Origin of the sequence: Pseudomonas sp. Irchel 3H9, assembly GCF_900187495.1 — a bacterium.
GTDB lineage: Bacteria > Pseudomonadota > Gammaproteobacteria > Pseudomonadales > Pseudomonadaceae > Aquipseudomonas > Aquipseudomonas sivasensis.
Genome location: NZ_FYDK01000001.1, coordinates 176,866 through 194,340, shown reverse-complemented (window position 1 = coordinate 194,340; position 17,475 = coordinate 176,866). Strand labels below are relative to the sequence as shown.

At 58.3% G+C, this 17,475-nt stretch carries 18 protein-coding genes; 3 read left to right on the top strand and 15 right to left on the bottom strand.

Going from position 1 to position 17,475, the window contains the following annotated elements:
• Positions 1-59: 59 nt before the first annotated feature.
• The 8 genes from CKW32_RS00965 to rplM all read right to left on the bottom strand — a co-directional run bounded on the left by CKW32_RS00965 (position 60) and on the right by rplM (position 5,852).
• Positions 60-806 (bottom strand): FadR/GntR family transcriptional regulator, encoded by a 747-nt coding sequence (locus CKW32_RS00965; protein WP_032886248.1) that lies wholly within the window; start codon positions 804-806, stop codon positions 60-62.
• 157 nt (positions 807-963) lie between these two features.
• Positions 964-1,383, bottom strand: a complete 420-nt coding sequence (locus CKW32_RS00960) for a ClpXP protease specificity-enhancing factor (RefSeq protein WP_032886247.1) — start codon at positions 1,381-1,383, stop codon at positions 964-966.
• A gap of 17 nt (positions 1,384-1,400) precedes the next feature.
• A complete protein-coding gene (locus tag CKW32_RS00955; RefSeq protein ID WP_032886246.1) occupies positions 1,401-2,018 on the bottom strand; it encodes a glutathione S-transferase N-terminal domain-containing protein in 618 nt (205 codons plus the stop codon).
• 148 nt (positions 2,019-2,166) lie between these two features.
• A complete protein-coding gene (locus tag CKW32_RS00950; RefSeq protein ID WP_095183832.1) occupies positions 2,167-2,946 on the bottom strand; it encodes a cytochrome c1 in 780 nt (259 codons plus the stop codon).
• A complete protein-coding gene (locus tag CKW32_RS00945) occupies positions 2,946-4,157 on the bottom strand; it encodes a cytochrome bc complex cytochrome b subunit (RefSeq protein WP_032886244.1) in 1,212 nt (403 codons plus the stop codon). Before CKW32_RS00945 ends, CKW32_RS00950 begins: the two co-directional genes overlap by 1 nt.
• Positions 4,157-4,750, bottom strand: a complete 594-nt coding sequence (gene petA / locus CKW32_RS00940) for a ubiquinol-cytochrome c reductase iron-sulfur subunit (RefSeq protein ID WP_032886243.1) — start codon at positions 4,748-4,750, stop codon at positions 4,157-4,159. The genes CKW32_RS00945 and petA overlap by 1 nt, the downstream gene beginning before the upstream one ends.
• A 266-nt stretch (positions 4,751-5,016) precedes the next feature.
• Positions 5,017-5,409 carry a 30S ribosomal protein S9 gene (gene rpsI / locus CKW32_RS00935; RefSeq protein WP_003216038.1) on the bottom strand — a complete coding sequence of 131 codons (393 nt, stop codon included), beginning with the start codon at positions 5,407-5,409 and terminating at the stop codon, positions 5,017-5,019.
• A 14-nt stretch (positions 5,410-5,423) separates the two neighbouring features.
• Positions 5,424-5,852 (bottom strand): 50S ribosomal protein L13, encoded by a 429-nt coding sequence (gene rplM / locus CKW32_RS00930; protein WP_003171742.1) that lies wholly within the window; start codon positions 5,850-5,852, stop codon positions 5,424-5,426.
• Between the two features lie 248 nt (positions 5,853-6,100).
• Between rplM and CKW32_RS00925 the strand changes: the two genes are divergently transcribed.
• Positions 6,101-7,141 (top strand): NADP(H)-dependent aldo-keto reductase, encoded by a 1,041-nt coding sequence (locus CKW32_RS00925; protein ID WP_095183831.1) that lies wholly within the window; start codon positions 6,101-6,103, stop codon positions 7,139-7,141.
• A gap of 105 nt (positions 7,142-7,246) precedes the next feature.
• Here CKW32_RS00925 and CKW32_RS00920 read toward each other — a convergent pair whose 3' ends face one another.
• A complete protein-coding gene (locus CKW32_RS00920; RefSeq protein WP_095183830.1) occupies positions 7,247-8,383 on the bottom strand; it encodes an acyl-CoA dehydrogenase family protein in 1,137 nt (378 codons plus the stop codon).
• Between the two features lie 220 nt (positions 8,384-8,603).
• Here CKW32_RS00920 and CKW32_RS00915 point away from each other — a divergent pair, with 220 nt between their 5' ends.
• Entirely contained in the window at positions 8,604-9,524 is a 921-nt protein-coding gene (locus tag CKW32_RS00915; RefSeq protein WP_177326430.1) for a GlxA family transcriptional regulator, read from the top strand.
• A gap of 112 nt (positions 9,525-9,636) precedes the next feature.
• On the opposite strand, the gene zapE is transcribed toward CKW32_RS00915, so the two are convergent.
• The 3 genes from zapE to CKW32_RS00900 all read right to left on the bottom strand — a co-directional run bounded on the left by zapE (position 9,637) and on the right by CKW32_RS00900 (position 12,820).
• Positions 9,637-10,731: a cell division protein ZapE gene (zapE, locus tag CKW32_RS00910; RefSeq protein WP_032886239.1), complete on the bottom strand. Its 1,095-nt coding sequence runs from the start codon at positions 10,729-10,731 to the stop codon at positions 9,637-9,639.
• Positions 10,732-10,810: 79 nt separating this feature from the next.
• Positions 10,811-12,166 (bottom strand): tryptophan--tRNA ligase, encoded by a 1,356-nt coding sequence (locus CKW32_RS00905; protein WP_095183829.1) that lies wholly within the window; start codon positions 12,164-12,166, stop codon positions 10,811-10,813.
• A 24-nt stretch (positions 12,167-12,190) separates the two neighbouring features.
• Positions 12,191-12,820: an alpha/beta hydrolase gene (locus CKW32_RS00900; protein WP_095183828.1), complete on the bottom strand. Its 630-nt coding sequence runs from the start codon at positions 12,818-12,820 to the stop codon at positions 12,191-12,193.
• A 147-nt stretch (positions 12,821-12,967) separates the two neighbouring features.
• Here CKW32_RS00900 and CKW32_RS00895 point away from each other — a divergent pair, with 147 nt between their 5' ends.
• Complete coding sequence (locus CKW32_RS00895; protein WP_032886236.1) at positions 12,968-13,405, top strand: YhcB family protein; 438 nt, start codon at positions 12,968-12,970, stop codon at positions 13,403-13,405.
• 165 nt (positions 13,406-13,570) lie between these two features.
• On the opposite strand, the gene CKW32_RS00890 is transcribed toward CKW32_RS00895, so the two are convergent.
• The 3 genes from CKW32_RS00890 to CKW32_RS00880 all read right to left on the bottom strand — a co-directional run bounded on the left by CKW32_RS00890 (position 13,571) and on the right by CKW32_RS00880 (position 17,208).
• Positions 13,571-15,295: an ABC transporter ATP-binding protein/permease gene (locus CKW32_RS00890; RefSeq protein WP_095183827.1), complete on the bottom strand. Its 1,725-nt coding sequence runs from the start codon at positions 15,293-15,295 to the stop codon at positions 13,571-13,573.
• Positions 15,296-15,392: 97 nt separating this feature from the next.
• Positions 15,393-15,953, bottom strand: coding sequence for a response regulator transcription factor (locus CKW32_RS00885; protein WP_003171731.1), 561 nt, complete (start codon positions 15,951-15,953; stop codon positions 15,393-15,395).
• Positions 15,946-17,208, bottom strand: a complete 1,263-nt coding sequence (locus CKW32_RS00880) for an ATP-binding protein (RefSeq protein ID WP_032886234.1) — start codon at positions 17,206-17,208, stop codon at positions 15,946-15,948. The genes CKW32_RS00885 and CKW32_RS00880 overlap by 8 nt, the downstream gene beginning before the upstream one ends.
• Between the last annotated feature and the right edge of the window lie 267 nt (positions 17,209-17,475).

The following is a 17,475-nucleotide window of genomic DNA, read 5'->3' as shown; positions in this document are numbered from 1 at the left end:
GTCACGCTAGACACCCTGATCACCAAGCCGCCCAGTGATACCAACCAGCGGCGGCTTGATCAGCCTGCCCTTTCAGCCTCTTCATGGGCATGGCGCAGCCGTTCACGGCTGTTAGTCAGGTGCAAACGCATCGCCGCCCGCGCCGCATCTGAGTCCTGGCGGGCAATCGCCTCGTAAATCTCTTCGTGCTCACGGCTCAGGCGCCCCATGTAATGCTGTTGATCATCATGGGCCAGGCGCGCCGAATTCAAGCGGGTACGTGGAATGATGCTGGTGCCCAGGTGCGTCATGATGTCGGTGAAGTAACGGTTGCCGGTGGAGAGTGCGATTTCCAGGTGAAATGCGAAGTCTGAGGCGACGGCATCGCCGGCGTGCGCGGCGCTTTCATTCAACGCATCGAGTGCTGCACGCATCGCAGCCAACTGCTCTTCGCTACGACGCAGGGCCGCCAGGCCGGCAGACTCCACTTCCAGGCTGATACGCAACTCCAGAATCGCCAACACATCGCGCAGGGTCACGACCGTGGCGGGATCAATCCGGAAACCGCTGGGGCTCGGCGTGTCCAGCACGAAAGTGCCGATACCATGACGGGTTTCCACCTGCCCCGCCGCCTGCAAACGTGAGATGGCTTCGCGCACTACGGTGCGACTGACGCCATGGGCTTCCATGATCGCGGACTCCGTGGGCAGCTTGTCGCCCCGTTTGAGTTCGCCGTCACGGATCTGCTCAGACAGCACCGTGACCAATTCCTGGGCAAGGCTGCGGCGCTTGCGGGGAAGACGAGGGGCGGTGCTGGCGTTTTCCATGTGGAATCATCTATCTCGGTTGAGTAAAGAGGCATCATAGCCCATGGCGGTTGTACGATCACCGTTCAGTCGCGACTTTCACTTATATCCTTCACGCAAAAAAATGCCCCGACACAAATCGAGGCATTTTTCAGGCACACCCGAAGGCAAACGCCGATTACTTCACCACTTTCAGGCTAGGCCGGCCGCTAGGACGCGGTGGCTCGGCATCTGGTGGTGGCAGATCATCACCTTCTTCGCTTTCGATCGATTCGTCGTCCTCGAAAGGTGACTCCAGATCAAACACCATGCCCTGACCATTTTCCCGAGCATAAATCCCAAGAATGGCGCCAATCGGCACGTAGAGCGTGTGCGGTACACCGCCAAAACGCCCTTCGAAACTGACCGCCTCATTGTCCATGTGCAGGTGGCGCACGGCACTCGGCGATACATTGAGCACAATCTGCCCGTCACTGGCAAAACCCTGCGGTACCTGAACCGCAGGAAATTCGGAATTGACCAGCATGTGCGGGGTGCAATCGTTATCCACAATCCACTCGTAGAGCGCGCGGACCAGGTAAGGTCGACTGGAGTTCATCAACGGCTCCTTAAGCCTTAGCGCATATCGCGTTCGACACCAGACAGACTTGCCTGGAAAGCCTCACGCGCAAACTGGCGCTCCATGTAATCAAGCAGCGGCTTGGCCGGCCGCGGCAGTTCAATACCGAGAATCGGCAAACGCCAGAGTATCGGTAATAGGCAGCAATCCACCAAACTTTGTTCCTCGCTGAGGAAAAAAGGTTTATCGGCGAACAACGGCGAAACGCCGGTCAGGCTCTCGCGCAATTCCTTACGCGCCACGACACGGGCCGCCTCTTTGCTGCGCGAATCCAGAATCACATCCACCAGCCCACACCAGTCGCGCTGGATCCGATGGATCAGCAGGCGACTGTTGGCACGCGCCACCGGATATACCGGCAGCAAAGGCGGATGAGGATAACGCTCATCCAGGTATTCCATCACCACGGTCGACTCCCACAACGCCAGGTCACGATCGACCAGGGTGGGCAAGCTGCCGTAAGGGTTCACTTCGATCAGTTTTGGCGGATGACGGCCCGCCTCCACACTGATGATCTCGGCGCTGACACCCTTCTCTGCGAGCACGATACGTACTCGGTGGGAATAGTGGTCGGCGGGGTCGGAGTAACAGGCCAACCGATTGGTCACGCCCATGGCGGTCCTCCTCGCTTGTTGAAATTATCGGAAGCTCAAAAACGAGCGCGCCCAGAGAGCATCTCTGTAACGGCGGGTTAACCCGTTCGCTACGTATTCAGAGATGCCGCTGGGCGCGCAAGATTAACAGCAATTGCTTACGGTTGGATCAATGCACATCCTTCCAGTATTCGCGTTTGAGCAGATAGGCGAATACGAAGAAGAAAGCCAGGTACAGCAAGACGTAAGTACCGATGCGCTGGTGCTGCAGTTTGACCGGGTTGGCAGAGTAGGCCAGGAAGGTCACGAGGTTCTTGACCTTCTCGTCGAACTGCTCGTCAGTCAGCGAACCGGGGGTTTCGATCTTCAGTTGATCGCACGCTTCATGAGTCAAAGGCGTACCGGTCAACGGATCATATTGCTTCTTACCGTCTTCAACGACCTGGATCTGCTTGCATCCTACCACTTGCTTGCCCTGAAGGCCGACCAGAACGTTAGGCATGCCGACGTTCGGGAATACTCGGTTGTTCACGCGATAAGGCCGGGCCGGATCTTCGTAGAACGACTTCAGGTAGCCGTACAGCCAGTCGGTGCCGCGAACACGGGCCACCAGGGTCAGATCAGGCGGTGCGGCGCCGAACCAGGCCTTGGCGTCCGCAGGTTGCATACCGATATTCATGTGGTCGCCAATCTTGGCACCGGTGAACACCAGCTTATCCAACATCAGTTCGTGGGGAATGCCCAAATCATCGGCAACCCGCTCGTACCGCTGGAACTTGGCACTGTGACAGCCCATGCAATAGTTGGCGAACGTACGCGCGCCGTCTTGCATGGCAGCCTTGTCAGACACGTCGATATCGACTTTTTCCAGCTCCGGACCACCGTGCTCGGCAGCGAAGGACAGTAGCGGCAGCGCCGCAAGCATCAATGCAACGAATAATTTTTTCATCAGCCAGTCACCCTTTCCGGAACCGGTTTGGTCTTCTCAAGCCGGGTATAGAACGGCATCAGAATGAAGTAGGCGAAGTACAGGAAGGTGCAGACCTGCGACAGCAACGTACGTTCAGGAGTTGGCGCCAATACGCCCAACACACCCAGGATCACGAACGAAATGCAGAACACCCACAACCAGATCTTGCTCAGCCAGCCTTTGTAGCGCATGGATTTGACCGGACTTCGATCGAGCCAAGGCAACACGAACAGCACGGCAATGGCTGCACCCATGGCGATCACGCCCATGAGCTTGTCGGGGATGGCCCGCAAGATTGCGTAGAACGGCGTGAAATACCAAACCGGGGCAATGTGCTCAGGTGTCTTGAAGGCGTTGGCCTGTTCGAAGTTCGGCTTCTCCAGGAAATAACCGCCCATCTCCGGGAAAAAGAACACGATCGAGCAGAACACGAACAAGAACACGACCACGCCGACGATGTCTTTCACGGTGTAGTACGGGTGGAATGGGATGCCATCCAGCGGGATGCCGTTCTCGTCCTTGTGCTTCTTGATGTCCACGCCGTCCGGGTTGTTAGAGCCAACTTCGTGCAACGCCAAGATGTGCAGAACCACCAAGCCTAGGATCACGATAGGCAAGGCCACCACGTGCAAGGCAAAGAAGCGGTTCAGGGTGATACCGGAGATCAGGTAGTCACCACGAATCCACTGGGTCAGATCGTTGCCGATAACCGGGATCGCGCCGAACAGCGAGATGATCACCTGGGCGCCCCAGTACGACATCTGCCCCCAAGGTAACAGGTAACCCATGAAGGCTTCGGCCATCAGCGCCAGGTAGATCAGCATGCCGAAGACCCACACCAACTCGCGGGGTTTCTGGTACGAACCGTAGAGCAGGCCACGGAACATATGCAGGTACACGACGATGAAGAACATCGACGCGCCCACGGCATGCAGCAATCGAAGGATCGCGCCATGATTGACGTCACGCATGATGCCTTCAACGGAAGCAAATGCCTCCTCCGCTGACGGGGTGTAACTCATCGTCAGCCATACACCGGTCACGATCTGGTTGACCAGCACCAGAAGGGCCAGGGAGCCGAAGAAGTAGAAGAAGTTGAAGTTTTTTGGCGCGTAGTACTTGCTGAGATGGTCTTCCCACATCTTAGTGGCGGGGAAGCGCGCATCTACCCAATCCATGAACTTGCTCATCACGCGTTCTCCTTATCGAGGCCAATGACAATAAGGTCGTCAGTTTCGTAGGTATGCGGAGGCACGGGCAGGTTCAAAGGAGCTGGCTGGGACTTGTAGACACGACCGGCGAGGTCGTAGTGAGAACCGTGGCACGGGCAGAAATAGCCGCCGACCCAGTCCTTCCCCAGATCTGCCGGGGCTACTTCCGGGCGGAAGGTGGGCGAGCACCCCAGATGGGTACATAGACCAACCAGTAGCAGAATCTCTGGTTTGATCGAGCGCACTTCGTTTTTGGCGTAGGCGGGTTGGTCGGAATTCTCAGATTTTGGGTCAGACAACTGGCCTTCGATCTTTTTCAGATTCCCCAGGATTTCCTCAGTACGACGAACGATGAAGACTGGCTGGCCGCGCCACTCAGCAATCATCTGCTGGCCTGGCTCGATCTTGCTGACATTCACCTTCACCGGTGCACCTGCGGCTTTCGCCTTGGCACTGGGAAACCATGACCCCACGAACGGGACCGCAGCCCCCACCGCTCCTGCAGCACCCACCACGGATGTGGCTGCTACTAAGAAGCGACGCCGGCCTGCATTCACGCCGTCATTGCTCATTCAGTCCTCTCCCATCAGCTTTTTGGCCTGTTAAATCAGGCGTCTACTAAGTATTGAATCTTTACTTATAAAAATTTTGTCGGATGGTAATGAAAAGCCCCACGTATGACAAGGGAATTGCCCGAGGCTCTGCCTCCAGGCCTTGTAGTATAGGGGGTCTACGGATGTGGCAAGTTGTCACGGCGAAAAATCTAGATAAATCGCAGGCAATAAAAAACGCCCAGCTCCGTGAGGAGGCTGGGCGTTTTTGTGGAACGTAAAGCGAATTAACGCTTCGAGTACTGCGGACGCTTACGCGCTTTACGCAGACCGACTTTCTTACGTTCAACTTCACGAGCATCGCGAGTAACGAAGCCAGCTTTGCGCAGAGCGCCACGCAGGGTTTCGTCGTACTGCATCAGAGCGCGAGTGATACCGTGGCGAATTGCGCCAGCTTGACCACTTACACCGCCACCGATAACGGTGACATAGATGTCGAACTTCTCAACAGTCTCGGTCAGTTCCAGCGGCTGACGAACTACCATGCGGGCAGTTTCGCGACCGAAGAAATTTTCCAGAGTGCGGTTGTTGATCGAGATGTTGCCAGTGCCCGGACGCAGGAAAACGCGTGCGGTTGCGGTTTTGCGACGGCCAGTGCCGTAATTTTGAGTCGCCGACATAATGAACTATTCCGTTAAAACTTCAGTTCTTGGGGCTGCTGAGCAGCATGAGGGTGTACAGCGCCCGCATAGACTTTCAGCTTGCGAAACATATCGCGACCCAGTGGGCCCTTAGGCAGCATACCTTTGACCGCGATTTCGATCGGGGCTTCAGGCTTCTTGGAGATCAGGCCTTCGAAGTTCGAAGACTTGATACCGCCTGGGAAACCGGAGTGACGGTAGTACATTTTGTCTTGCGCTTTGTTGCCGGTAACACGTACCTGCTCAGCGTTGATGATCACGATGTAGTCACCGGTATCAACGTGAGGGGTGTACTCAGGCTTGTGCTTGCCACGCAGACGGCTGGCGACTTCAGTGGCCAGACGACCCAGGGTCTGACCAGCGGCGTCGACGACAAACCAGTCGCGCTGAACTGTTTCCGGTTTTGCAGTAAAAGTTGTCATTCTTTAATAGCCTCAGGGGCCGCCCTGTAAATTAGACGGCGGATCTTACTGAATAGTGCGTACTTTGACAAGTCAAAGGCAGCCGGATACAGACGCTATCGGGGGCTCGGGTCGGCGCGTCCGTTCAACGGCAAGATTCTTCGGCAGGCGGCGCATCACTTCCACTGCAGAAAGAGGTGGGCAATTATGCAGATTGCGAAAAAAAATTCAACCTGCTTTTATGATTGTTTTCCCCGAAGGAGTACCCGATGGATTATCGACAGCTGGGCCGTACGGATCTGAACGTGAGCGCGATAGCCTTGGGCACCATGACCTGGGGCGAGCAAAACAGCGAGGCAGAGGCCTTCGCGCAGATCGAGCGAGCCAAGGCCGTGGGGATCAACTTCCTCGACACGGCCGAAATGTATCCGGTGCCGCCCAAGGCCGACACCTATGCCACCACCGAGCGTTATATCGGTAATTACTTCAAAAGCCGTGGCGACCGTGCCGACTGGATCCTCGCCAGCAAGATCGCCGGCCCCGGCAACACCATCGACTACATCCGCGATGGCCACCTGCGCCACAACCGCAAGCACATCGTCGACGCCTTGGACGCCAGCCTCAAGCGCCTGCAAACAGACTGGATCGACCTCTATCAATTGCACTGGCCGGAGCGCAGCACCAATTTCTTCGGCCAACTGAGCTACAAGCACAAGGACGAAGACGACCTCACCCCACTGGAAGAAACCCTCGAAGCGCTGGACGAACAGGTAAAAGCCGGCAAGATTCGCCACATCGGCCTGTCCAATGAAACCCCATGGGGCACCATGAAATTCCTCGCTTTGGCCGAAGCCCGTGGCTGGACCCGTGCAGTGTCGATCCAGAATCCCTACAACCTGCTCAACCGCAGCTTTGAAGTGGGCCTGGCGGAAATCGCCATTCGTGAACAGTGCGGCCTGCTGGCCTACTCGCCCCTGGCATTCGGCATGCTCAGCGGTAAATACGAAGGTGGTGCGCGCCCGGCGAAAGCGCGTCTGACGGAATACAGCCGTTTCAGCCGTTACTTCAACCCGCAGTCGGAAGCGGCTTGCAGCCGATATGTTGCACTGGCTCGGGAGCATGGCCTGGACCCGGCGCAGATGGCGTTGGCGTTCGTGACCCAGCAACCGTTCGTGACCAGCAACATTATTGGCGCAACGTCGCTGGAGCAACTGGACAGCAACATCGCCAGTGCTGATCTGAAGCTGTCGAAGGAAGTACTGGAAGGGATTGAGGCGATTCAGAAGGATCATCCGAATCCTGCGCCTTGATTGATCTGTAGACCGCTATCGGGGGCAAGCCCCCTCCCACATTGGCATGCACTCCACGTGTGGGAGGGGGCTCGCCCCCGATGACGCTCCAAGACCAGCAAAAAATCAAAGCGCCCGCGCGATGATCTCCTTCATGATCTCATTGGTTCCCGCATAAATCCGCTGCACCCTAGCATCCGCCCAGGCTCGTGCAATCGGGTACTCCCACATAAAGCCGTAACCGCCGTGCAACTGCACGCATTCGTCGAGCACCTTGCATTGCAGGTCCGTGGCCCAGTACTTAGCCATCGCGGCTGTAGGCACATCCAGCTTGCCCTCCAGGTGCAGAGCCATGCATTTATCGACAAACACTCTGCCGATCTGAATCTCAGTCGCCATCTCCGCTAACTTGAACCGCGTGTTCTGGAAATCGGCAATCGCTTTGCCGAACGCTTTGCGTCCACGGGTGTACTCCAGCGTCCATTGCAACGCCGCTTCGGCTGAGGTGATCGCGCCGATGGCCACGGTCAATCGCTCCTGGGGCAGTTCCTGCATCAAGTAGGCGAAGCCCATGCCCGCCTGGCCCAACAAGTTTTCCTTGGGCACCCGCACGTCCTGGAAGAAAAGCTCCGAGGTGTCCTGGGCCTTCATGCCGACCTTCTCCAGCCGCTTGCCCTTGGCGAAGCCGTGCGTGTCAGCCTCCACCAGAAACAGGCTGGTCCCCTTCGCGCCGGCCTTGGGATCGGTCTTGGCCACGACGATTACCAGCTCAGCAAGATAGCCGTTGGTGATAAAGGTCTTGGAGCCGTTGATCACATACTCGTCGCCATCCAGCACGGCGGTGGTCTTGACCCCTTGCAGGTCGGAACCGGCGCCCGGCTCGGTCATTGCGATGGCGGTGACCATCTCGCCGGAGATCAATTTGGGCAGGTATTTGTGCTTCAGCGCCTCACTGCCGTAATGCAGGATATAAGGCGCGACGATGTCCGAATGCAGAGAGAAACCAATACCGGTCAGGCCCAGCCGACTGATCTCCTCAATCACCACCGCACTGTAGAGAAAGTCCGCACCCAACCCGCCATACGCCTCTGGAAGATGGGAGCACAGCATCCCCGCCTCCCCTGCCTTGCTCCATAGAGTGCGGTCGATATACCCCTGTTTTTCCCATTGCCCATGGAACGGCGCAGCGTCTTTTTCGAGGAAGGTGCGCACGCTCTCGCGAAAGAGTTCGTGCTCCGGGCTGAACAAAGTTCTGGGAATCATGGGTCACCTGCGTGGATTGTCGGACAAAAACAAGCCCACAGAGCCTATGCCGCGAAAGCATGACAGGACACTGGACACATGCGACAAAAAATAAGACGATCCAGCCGTCTGGTGACCACTTTCCCCTATAAGAATAAATGAAATTATGTCTAACCAAATCTCCACGCCCCTGAGGCGCGTCAGCATTTTGGCCATTGATCGGGTATTCGCTTCGACCCTCATGCAAGCCAAGGATTTCTTCCACCTCGCAAGCCTGCGTTATGGCAAACAGCAAGGCCTGGGCCTGACGCCGGCGTTTGAAACACGCCTGGTGAGCCCGGATGGGCAATCGGTGCGCAGCTTCAGCGATGTGATCATGCCCGTGGACGGCGGCCTCGAAGACGCCGACATCATCGTATTACCGGCCTTCTGGGATGACTTCGACGCCCTGTGCACCCGCTACCCCCAAGTGCTGCCGTGGCTGCGTGATCAACACGCTCGCGGCGCCGTGCTCTGTGGCGAAGCCACCGGGGTGTTCTGGCTGGCCGAAGCTGGACTGCTCGATGGCAAGGAGGCGACCACCTACTGGCGCTTCTTCAATGCATTCAGCGAGCGCTTTCCCAAGGTCCAACTCAACCAGGACAAGCACCTCACCGACGCCGACAACCTGTATTGCGCCGGTGGCACTACCTCGGCGTGCGACCTGTATATCTACCTGATCGAACGCTTCTGCGGCGCCAACATCGCCCAGGCCGTGGCCCGTGACATTCTCTACGAAGTGCAGCGCAGCTACTCGCCGGGGCGTATCGGCTTTGGTGGGCAGAAGCTGCACCAGGACGTGATCATCCTGCAGATCCAGCATTGGCTCGAAGAGCATTTTGCCGACAAATTCCGCTTCGAAGACGTCGCCCGGGAGCACGGCATGAGCATCCGCAACTTCATGCGGCGCTTCCAGACCGCCACCGGCGATAAGCCGCTGCATTACCTGCAACGACTGCGTATCGAGACGGCAAAAGGCCTACTCTCGGGCAGCCGCAAGAGCATCAAGACCATCAGTTATGAGGTGGGTTACGACGATGCGAGTTTCTTTGCGCGGTTGTTCAGGCAACACACTGAGTTGTCACCAAACCAATATCGCCAGCAGTTCCAGCAGGCCGCGTAAGCAAATGCGGGAGGGGGCTTGCTCCCGATAGCGGCGGATCAGTCAGTGCATCTGCTACTGAAAGACCGCTATCGAGGGCAAGCCCCCTCCCGCATTTTTTACTGTGTCGGTCTTAGGGTTTGTGCCCGCGCGACAGGAACTCGTGGGACTGCATCTCAAGCAAGCGACTCAGTGTGCGCTGGAACTCAAAGTTCAAGCGGCCGCCGGTATACAGGTCCTTGAGCTCGACTTCTGCCGAAATGATCAGCTTCACGTTACGGTCGTAGAACTCATCGACCATGTTGATAAAACGACGCGCGATGTCGTCGGTGGTGACGCTCATCTGTTCCACGCCGCTCAAGATCACCGCGTGGAAAATCTTGCCCAGTTCGATGTAGTCGTTCTGGCTACGCGGACCGTCGCACAACTGGCGGAATTCGAACCAGGCCACGTCATCGCAGGTACGCAGCGCGATGATTTCGCGGTTCTCGATCATCAGCTTGTCGTTTTCCACCGCCTGGGTGCATTCCGGCGTCAGCGCGCGAAAGCTTTTGCGCAGGCTTTCGTGGGCGGCTTCATTCAGCGGGAAGTGGAACAGCTCCGCTTGCTCCAGATGGCGCAGGCGGTAGTCAACACCGCTGTCGACGTTGACGATCTCGGTATTCTGCTTGATCAACGCGATGGCTGGCAGGAAGCGCGCACGTTGCAGGCCGTCTTTGTACAAGCCGTCCGGCACGATGTTCGAGGTGGCGACCAGGGTCACGCCGTTCTTGAACAGCTCTTCCATCAGGGTGCCAAGGATCATGGCGTCGGTGATATCGGAGACGAAGAATTCATCGAAGCAGATCACCCGCGCTTCATCGGAGAAGCGCTTGGCGATGATGGTCAGCGGGTTTTTCTCACCGGGCAGGGTCTTCATCTCTTCGTGCACACGCTTCATGAAGCGGTGGAAGTGGGTGCGGACCTTTTCCTTGAACGGCAGCGCTTCGAAGAAGGTGTCGACCAGATAGGTCTTGCCACGGCCCACGCCGCCCCAGAAATACAGGCCTTTGACCGGCGCATGGTCTTTCTTGCCAAACAGCTTGCTGAGCATCCCTGGCTTGCTTTGCGAGGCCGCGACCAGGTCGTCGTACAGACGTTGCAAATGACGCACCGCCGTTTCCTGGGCCGCGTCGTGGAAGAACTCAGGGCGTTTCAGATCAGCTTGATATCGTTCTAGGGGCGTCATAATTTCGTTAGCAAGGCAACAAAAACGGGCCGTCACTGTAACGACGGCCCTGGATAATGGCAATCAACCCTTGGTCGGGTTAATCCTCGATTGGGGTCAACGCGATGCGCAACGCTTGGATGGCGGCATCGCGGGTCGCGCTGTCGGCGAACTGAGCGCTGTCGGCCACGGCCGCGCCGTCCAGCCAAACGCTGAAGCCCAAGGCTTCAGGACGCACGTCCAGCATCACGCCACTTTGCAGCTGCTTGGTCACTGCGCCAGCGGCTTTACCGTCGGCAAAGTTGCGCGACAGCAGCAGTTGCTCGCCATCGGCAGCCAACAGGCGGAAGCGGAAGCTGCCGTCGTCTTCGCGAAAGCTCACAAAGCGCGCTGCTTTTGCGGCTTTCTTCTTGGTGCTGACGGGAGCAGCAGCCTGCTCGACGAATGAACGCAAGCCAACCGCCTCACGCAACTCGGCGAGGAAAGGTGCGGCCACGGCACGGGCCTTCTTGGCGCCGACCAGCAGCAGGTCTTCCATGTCCGACGGGCGCGACATCAGTTGATGATAGCGCTCGCGGGCTTCGCCCAGTTGGCCGTCCAACAGCTGGAACAGACGACTCTTGGCCTCGCCCCAGCCCAAGCCCTGCAGCAACTCGCCGCGGAACTCTTCTTCCTGGGCCTTGCTGGCAAACGCCTGATAGAGGGTGAACAGGTGCGAGTTTTCCGGGTCCTTGGCTTCGCCAGGTGCGCGCGAATCGGTGACGATCCGCGAGATGGCGTCTTTCATGTCCTTGGCGCTGGTGAACAACGGGATGGTGTTGTCGTAGCTCTTGGACATCTTGCGGCCGTCCAGGCCCGGCAAGGTGGCGACGCTTTCTTCGATCAACGCCTCGGGCATGGTGAAGAATTCTTTGCCGTTGCCGAACAGGTGGTTGAACCGCTGGCCGATGTCGCGGGCCATTTCCACGTGCTGGATCTGGTCACGGCCGACCGGCACTTTGTGTGCGTTGAACATCAGGATGTCGGCCGCCATCAGCACCGGATAGCTGTACAAGCCCATGGTGATGCCCGCGTCCGGGTCTTCGCCGGTTTCCACGTTCTTGTCCACCGAGGCCTTGTAGGCGTGGGCGCGGTTGAGCAGGCCCTTGGCGGCGACGCAGGTCAGCAGCCAGGTGAGCTCGGGGATCTCTGGAATGTCGGACTGCCGGTAGAAGGTCACTCGATCCACATCCAGGCCACCGGCCAGCCAGGTCGCAGCGATTTCCATACGCGAGCGCTGGATGCGCTGCGGGTCATCGCATTTGATCAGGGCGTGGTAGTCGGCCAGGAAGTAGAAGGAATCGGCGTTGGCGTCCTGGCTGGCCAGGATCGCCGGGCGGATCGCACCGGCGTAGTTGCCCAGGTGCGGCGTGCCAGTGGTGGTGATGCCGGTGAGGATACGGGTACGAGTCGTCATGGGTAATCGCTTATCAGACTGCTATCAATTCGAGAGGCGCGGCAGTACCAGATCCTTGAGATCGGTCAGCTTGCCATGAAAAAAGTGTCCGCATTCTGCCACTTTCAGCAGCTCATGGGGGCGATTCAGAGCCGCGGACCAGTCGTAGACGAGTTGCGGCTCGACCACTTCGTCGGTTTCCGGCTGGATCAGGGTCAACGGGCAGCCTTGGGGCAGTACATCCGTGTCGCGCAGGCGCATCACAGCGGCAGCGACCATAAACAGGTGTGCGAGTTTTTCGCCCTTGGCTTCCAGGCGACCACCGAGGCTGGCTGCCACATAACCACCGAAGGAAAAACCAAGTAAGGTCATCGGCAGTCCGGGATGTTTTTCCCGCAGCCAGGTAGCGGCCGCTTCAGCATCGTCGACTTCGCCAGTGGCCATGTCGTGGGTACCGGCACTCGCACCGACGCCACGGTAATTAAAACGCAGCGTAATCAAACCGGCGTCGCGGGCGGTACGTTGCAGGGTCGAAACGACTTTATTGAGCATGGTCCCGCCCTGCACCGGATTAGGGTGGCAGATCAGCGCCAGGCCACGTGGCTCGGGGTGATCCAGGTACAGGGCTTCCAATTGGCCTACCGGGCCATCGATCAAAACGGGGGTTTCACGCATGAGCAAGGAATGAACTCCGTGACCTCTCAAAGGGTCGACTCGTCTAGCTAAAAGTCTGTGCATGGCATCATTGCGAGCTTAATCGCGGTATACAGCGCAGGTTTGAGCCGTTAACGTAAAGCAAAGCCGTTTATAGAGGAAGGACTCGTGGAACACTCGCTCTTAGTTTGGTTGTTGCCGACTCTTGCCCTGGTTGCCGGTGTCGCCATTGGATTCCTGGTTGCTCGCCTGCTGCCGAATGCCGCGCCTAACCGCACGCAGCGTCAGTTGGATGACATTCAGGAACGTTTTGACAGTTATCAGAACGAGGTTGTTACCCACTTCAACAGCACCGCAAACCTGGTCAAGAAGCTCACTCAGAGCTATCAGGAAGTACAGGATCATCTCGCCGATGGCGCCAATCGCCTCGCCCTCGACGACATCACTCGTCAGCGTCTGCTGGCTGCGCTGCATTCCGATGCACCGCAAACTCCGCGGGAACGCCTGACCCCACCTCGGGAAAACCAGGAGCCACCACGGGACTACGCGCCAAAAACGCCAAACGCCCCAGGGATGTTGGATGAGCATTACGGCTTGAAGAAGTAAGTATTTTCAAGCAATAAAAAAGCCCGGTTGATCGATGATCAACCGGGCTTTTTGTTGGGCCTCGCTCTTGTGGGAGGAGGCCTGCCCCCGATAGCGGTAGATCAGTTGATACATGTGCAGACTGACACACAGCTATCGGGGGCAAGCCCCCTCCCACATTGGTTTTCAGGCCACGGGCTGTTCTTGAAGCCACCCTGCCTCGATGCGCACATGCCGCCCATGGAAGCGCTTGAGGCTGCTGCGGTGGCCGACACTGACAATGCTCAGCCCCGGCAACTCATCAATCAGCGCCTTATACAGCGTCGCCTCATCCTCTTCATCCATCGCCGAAGTCGCTTCGTCCATGTACAGCCATTGCGGCGCGAACAGCAAGGCCCGGGCAAAGGCCAGGCGTTGCTGCTCGCCCGGTGAAAGCATGCGTTGCCAGTGGTTGGCCTCGTCCAAACGCGTGACCAGGTGCGGCAGGCGGCAGGTTTGCAGGACCTGTGCATAACGTTCTGCCAGGTAGGTGCTGTCGTCCTGTGGATAACTCAACACGGATTTCAACGTACCAATCGGCAGGTAGGGCTTCTGCGGAAGGAACAGATAACGCGCCGCCGGCATGCGAATGCTGCCGTAACCCTCCAGCCACAGATGGCCCATCGCGCGCAGCAAGGTGCTTTTGCCGCTGCCGGAACGGCCGCTGAGCATCAGGCGCTGGCCTGGTTCAACAATCATGTTGGCATCGGTCAGCAAGTGGCGACCATCGCTCAGGTTCATGCCCAAGCCCTGCACTACCAGACGCTCGCCCTCCGCGCTGACCTCTATGGCTGCCGGGCGTTGCTCGTTTTCACTCATGGCTTGCTGGAAGCTCAGCAGACGGTCACTGGTAGCACGCCAGGCGGCCAGGTCGGTGTAAGCGCTGATAAACCAGCTGAAGTTACTTTGCACGTTGCCGAACGCCGAGTTGATTTGCATGAGCTCACCCAGTTCGATCTTGCCGGCAAAGTACCGTGGCGCGGCCACGACAAATGCAAAGACAATCGCAATCTGCTCATAGCCGGCGGTGAAGAATGTCAGGCGCTTGGACACCTTCATGATGTCCCAGAAGTTGTGCCAGACCTTGCCGAAACGCGCGCTCAAGCGCTGGTTCTCGTTGGGCTCGCCGTTGTACAGGGCAATGCTCTCAGCATTCTCGCGCACCCGCACCATGGAGAAACGCAAGTCAGCTTCGAAACGTTGTTGTTGGTTGCTCAAGCCAATCAAGCGGCGACCGATCAGATGGGTCAACCAACTGCCGACACCGGCGTAAACCAGCGCACACCAGAACATGTAGCCGGGGATGGTGATGCCGAACACCTCAATACTACCCGACACGCCCCACAGGATGACGGAGAACGACACGAGGCTGACGACATTGCGCAGCAGCCCGAGGCCAAGACTTAACGTGTTCGAGGTGAAGCTATTGAGGTCTTCCGAAATACGCTGGTCCGGGTTGTCGGTGTAACCGCCCTGCTCCAGCTGGTAGTAGTTTTTTTGGCTTAGCCAACGCGCAAAATGCTTTTCAGTGAGCCACGCCCGCCAGCGAATGGTCAGCATCTGCGTCAGGTAAAGACGGTACACCGCGGCGAGAATGGCCACCGCTGCGATGCCGCAGAAATAGCCGATCTGCTGCCAGAAAGCGGCGGTGTCTTTGTTCTCAAGGGCGTTGTAGAAGTCCTTGTACCAGTGGTTGAGCCACACGGAAATCGCCACGCTGAACAGCGACAGGCCGATCACCGCTGCCAGCAACAACCAGGCCTTGCCTTTCTCTTCACTGTGCCAATAGGGCGTGATCATCGCCCAGGTTCGCCGAAAAAATTGCCCACGCACAGCGTCGTTGACCGCAGAGTACTCAGCGTTCTGATTCATCGTTCAGGCTCGTAGGAAAGAAGGCAGGCGTTTGAACCGATCATAGTTGATCGGTTCAGGGCTCCGTGCGGCCTGAAGCGGGTTGTTCAGCCTAGGTTCAGCGTCGTACCGGACGTTTCTGCAGCTTGCGTTGCAGGGTGCGGCGGTGCATGCCCAGTGCGCGGGCGGTAGCGGAGATGTTGCCTTCGTGCTCGGTCAGGACACGCTGAATGTGCTCCCACTGCAGGCGGTCCACCGACATCGGGTTTTCCGGCACCAGGGTGTCGAGGTCGGCATGCTCGGAGAGTAAGGCGGCCAGCACATCGTCGGCGTCCGCCGGTTTGCACAGGTAATTGCAGGCGCCGCGCTTGATGGCCTCGACGGCGGTGGCGATGCTGGAGTAACCGGTGAGAATCACCACGCGCATTTCCGGGTCGAGTTCCAGCAGCTTGGGCAGCAGCACCAGACCGGAGTCGCCGTCCATCTTCAGGTCGAGCGCGGCGTAGTCCGGCAAATCGGCCTGTGCGATGGTCAGGCCTTCTTCAGCCGAACCTGCGGTGCTCACACGAAAGCCGCGACGGCTCATGGCGCGCGCCATCACGCGGGTAAAGGTAGCGTCGTCATCTACCAGCAGCAGGTGCGGCAGTTCTTCGCCTTCGACTTGGATCTCGTCACTCATCGATATCTCCTCGTGCAACACGGGGCAGGCGCAGCTCGGTGAGCGTGCCGCCTTCCTCATGACTATAGAGCTTCACTGAGCCACCCGCGCGGGTCACGCTGGCCTTGCTCAAAAACAGGCCCAAGCCGAAGCCTTTGCCCTTGGTGGTAAAGAAAGGTTTGCCGATCTGCTCGGCAATGGCCAGCGGCACGCCGGCGCCGTGGTCACGAATGCTGATGGTCACGTTTTCTGCGTCCCAATCCAACTGCACGCCAAGGCCTTCCGGGCAGGCGTCGGCGGCATTGTTCAGCAGATTGAGCAGCGCCTGAGTCAGATCCGGCGGCGGCGCCATGCGCGGTACGGTGCCCTGCCCGAGCAGACTGAAACGATAACTGGCTTCGGGACGCATCAGGTGCCAGCGGTTGAGCGCTTCGTCGAGCCACTGTGTCACGTCCTGCATCTCCACCGCCAGGCGGCGATTGGCTTCGGCGGCGCGCACCAATTGCTGCAAAGTCTGCTTGCACTGCTTGACCTGCTCGCGCAATACGCCGAGGTCTTCTTGCAGCGCAGGATCGGGGTGGTCCTGAACCATTTCGTTAAGCAGCACGCTCATGGTGGCCAGCGGCGTACCCAACTCGTGGGCGGCTCCGGCGGCCTGGGTGGCAACGGCCAGCAGTTGCTGGTCGCGCAGGCCTTCTTCACGGCGAATGGCGCGCAGTTCTTCCTGGCGGCGCAGTTCTTCGGCCATGCGCGCGGCGAAGAAGGTGATGACGGCGGCAGACAGGGCAAAACTCAGCCACATCCCATAGATCTGCAGGTTTTCCCGGGCAATTGGGAACGTTTGCAGCGGGTAGAACTGTGCCAGCAGCAAGGTATAGAGGGTCAGGGCGATACCCGACAGCACCACCGAGTAGCGCCACGGCAACGTCACGGCGGCGATGGTCAACGGCACCAGGTAATAAGACACGAACGGGTTGGTGGAGCCACCGGAGAAATACAGCAACACACTGTGGATAAACAGATCGCAGGCCAGTTGCAGCGCGTATTCAAGTTCGGTCACCGGCCATGTAGTGCGCAAGCGGATGGCAGTGAACACGCACAGCACGATAGAGAAACCAAGGGTCACGCCCAGTTGTAGCCACGGCAGCGGCAGCAGGTCGAACCAATAGGCAAGCCCGACCGAACCGGCCTGTGCGGCCAGTACCAGGGTACGAATGAACGTCAGGCGCCAGAGATTCTGGCGGGTGGCGGAAGTCAGTTTTACGGCGGCGAGCATGAGCTCTCCCGGTGAGCGCAGCGGGTAGATCGCATCGAGTATAACCAAGACACGACGATGGCAGGGTGCGTGCGGCAAACCGCCACAGCACCTTCGCACACATATTTTGCGGCATTCATTCAGGAACCGCCGTGAACGACGGACCACCCAAGGCGCATTTCCCACGCGTCACTCAGGCGGTGCCCATGACTGTACTTGATCACAGCAGGACCGAGGGCTGGTTGCAGAAGTTCTGAAATAGAACTTCAGCTACAGGCCCACCGCTTC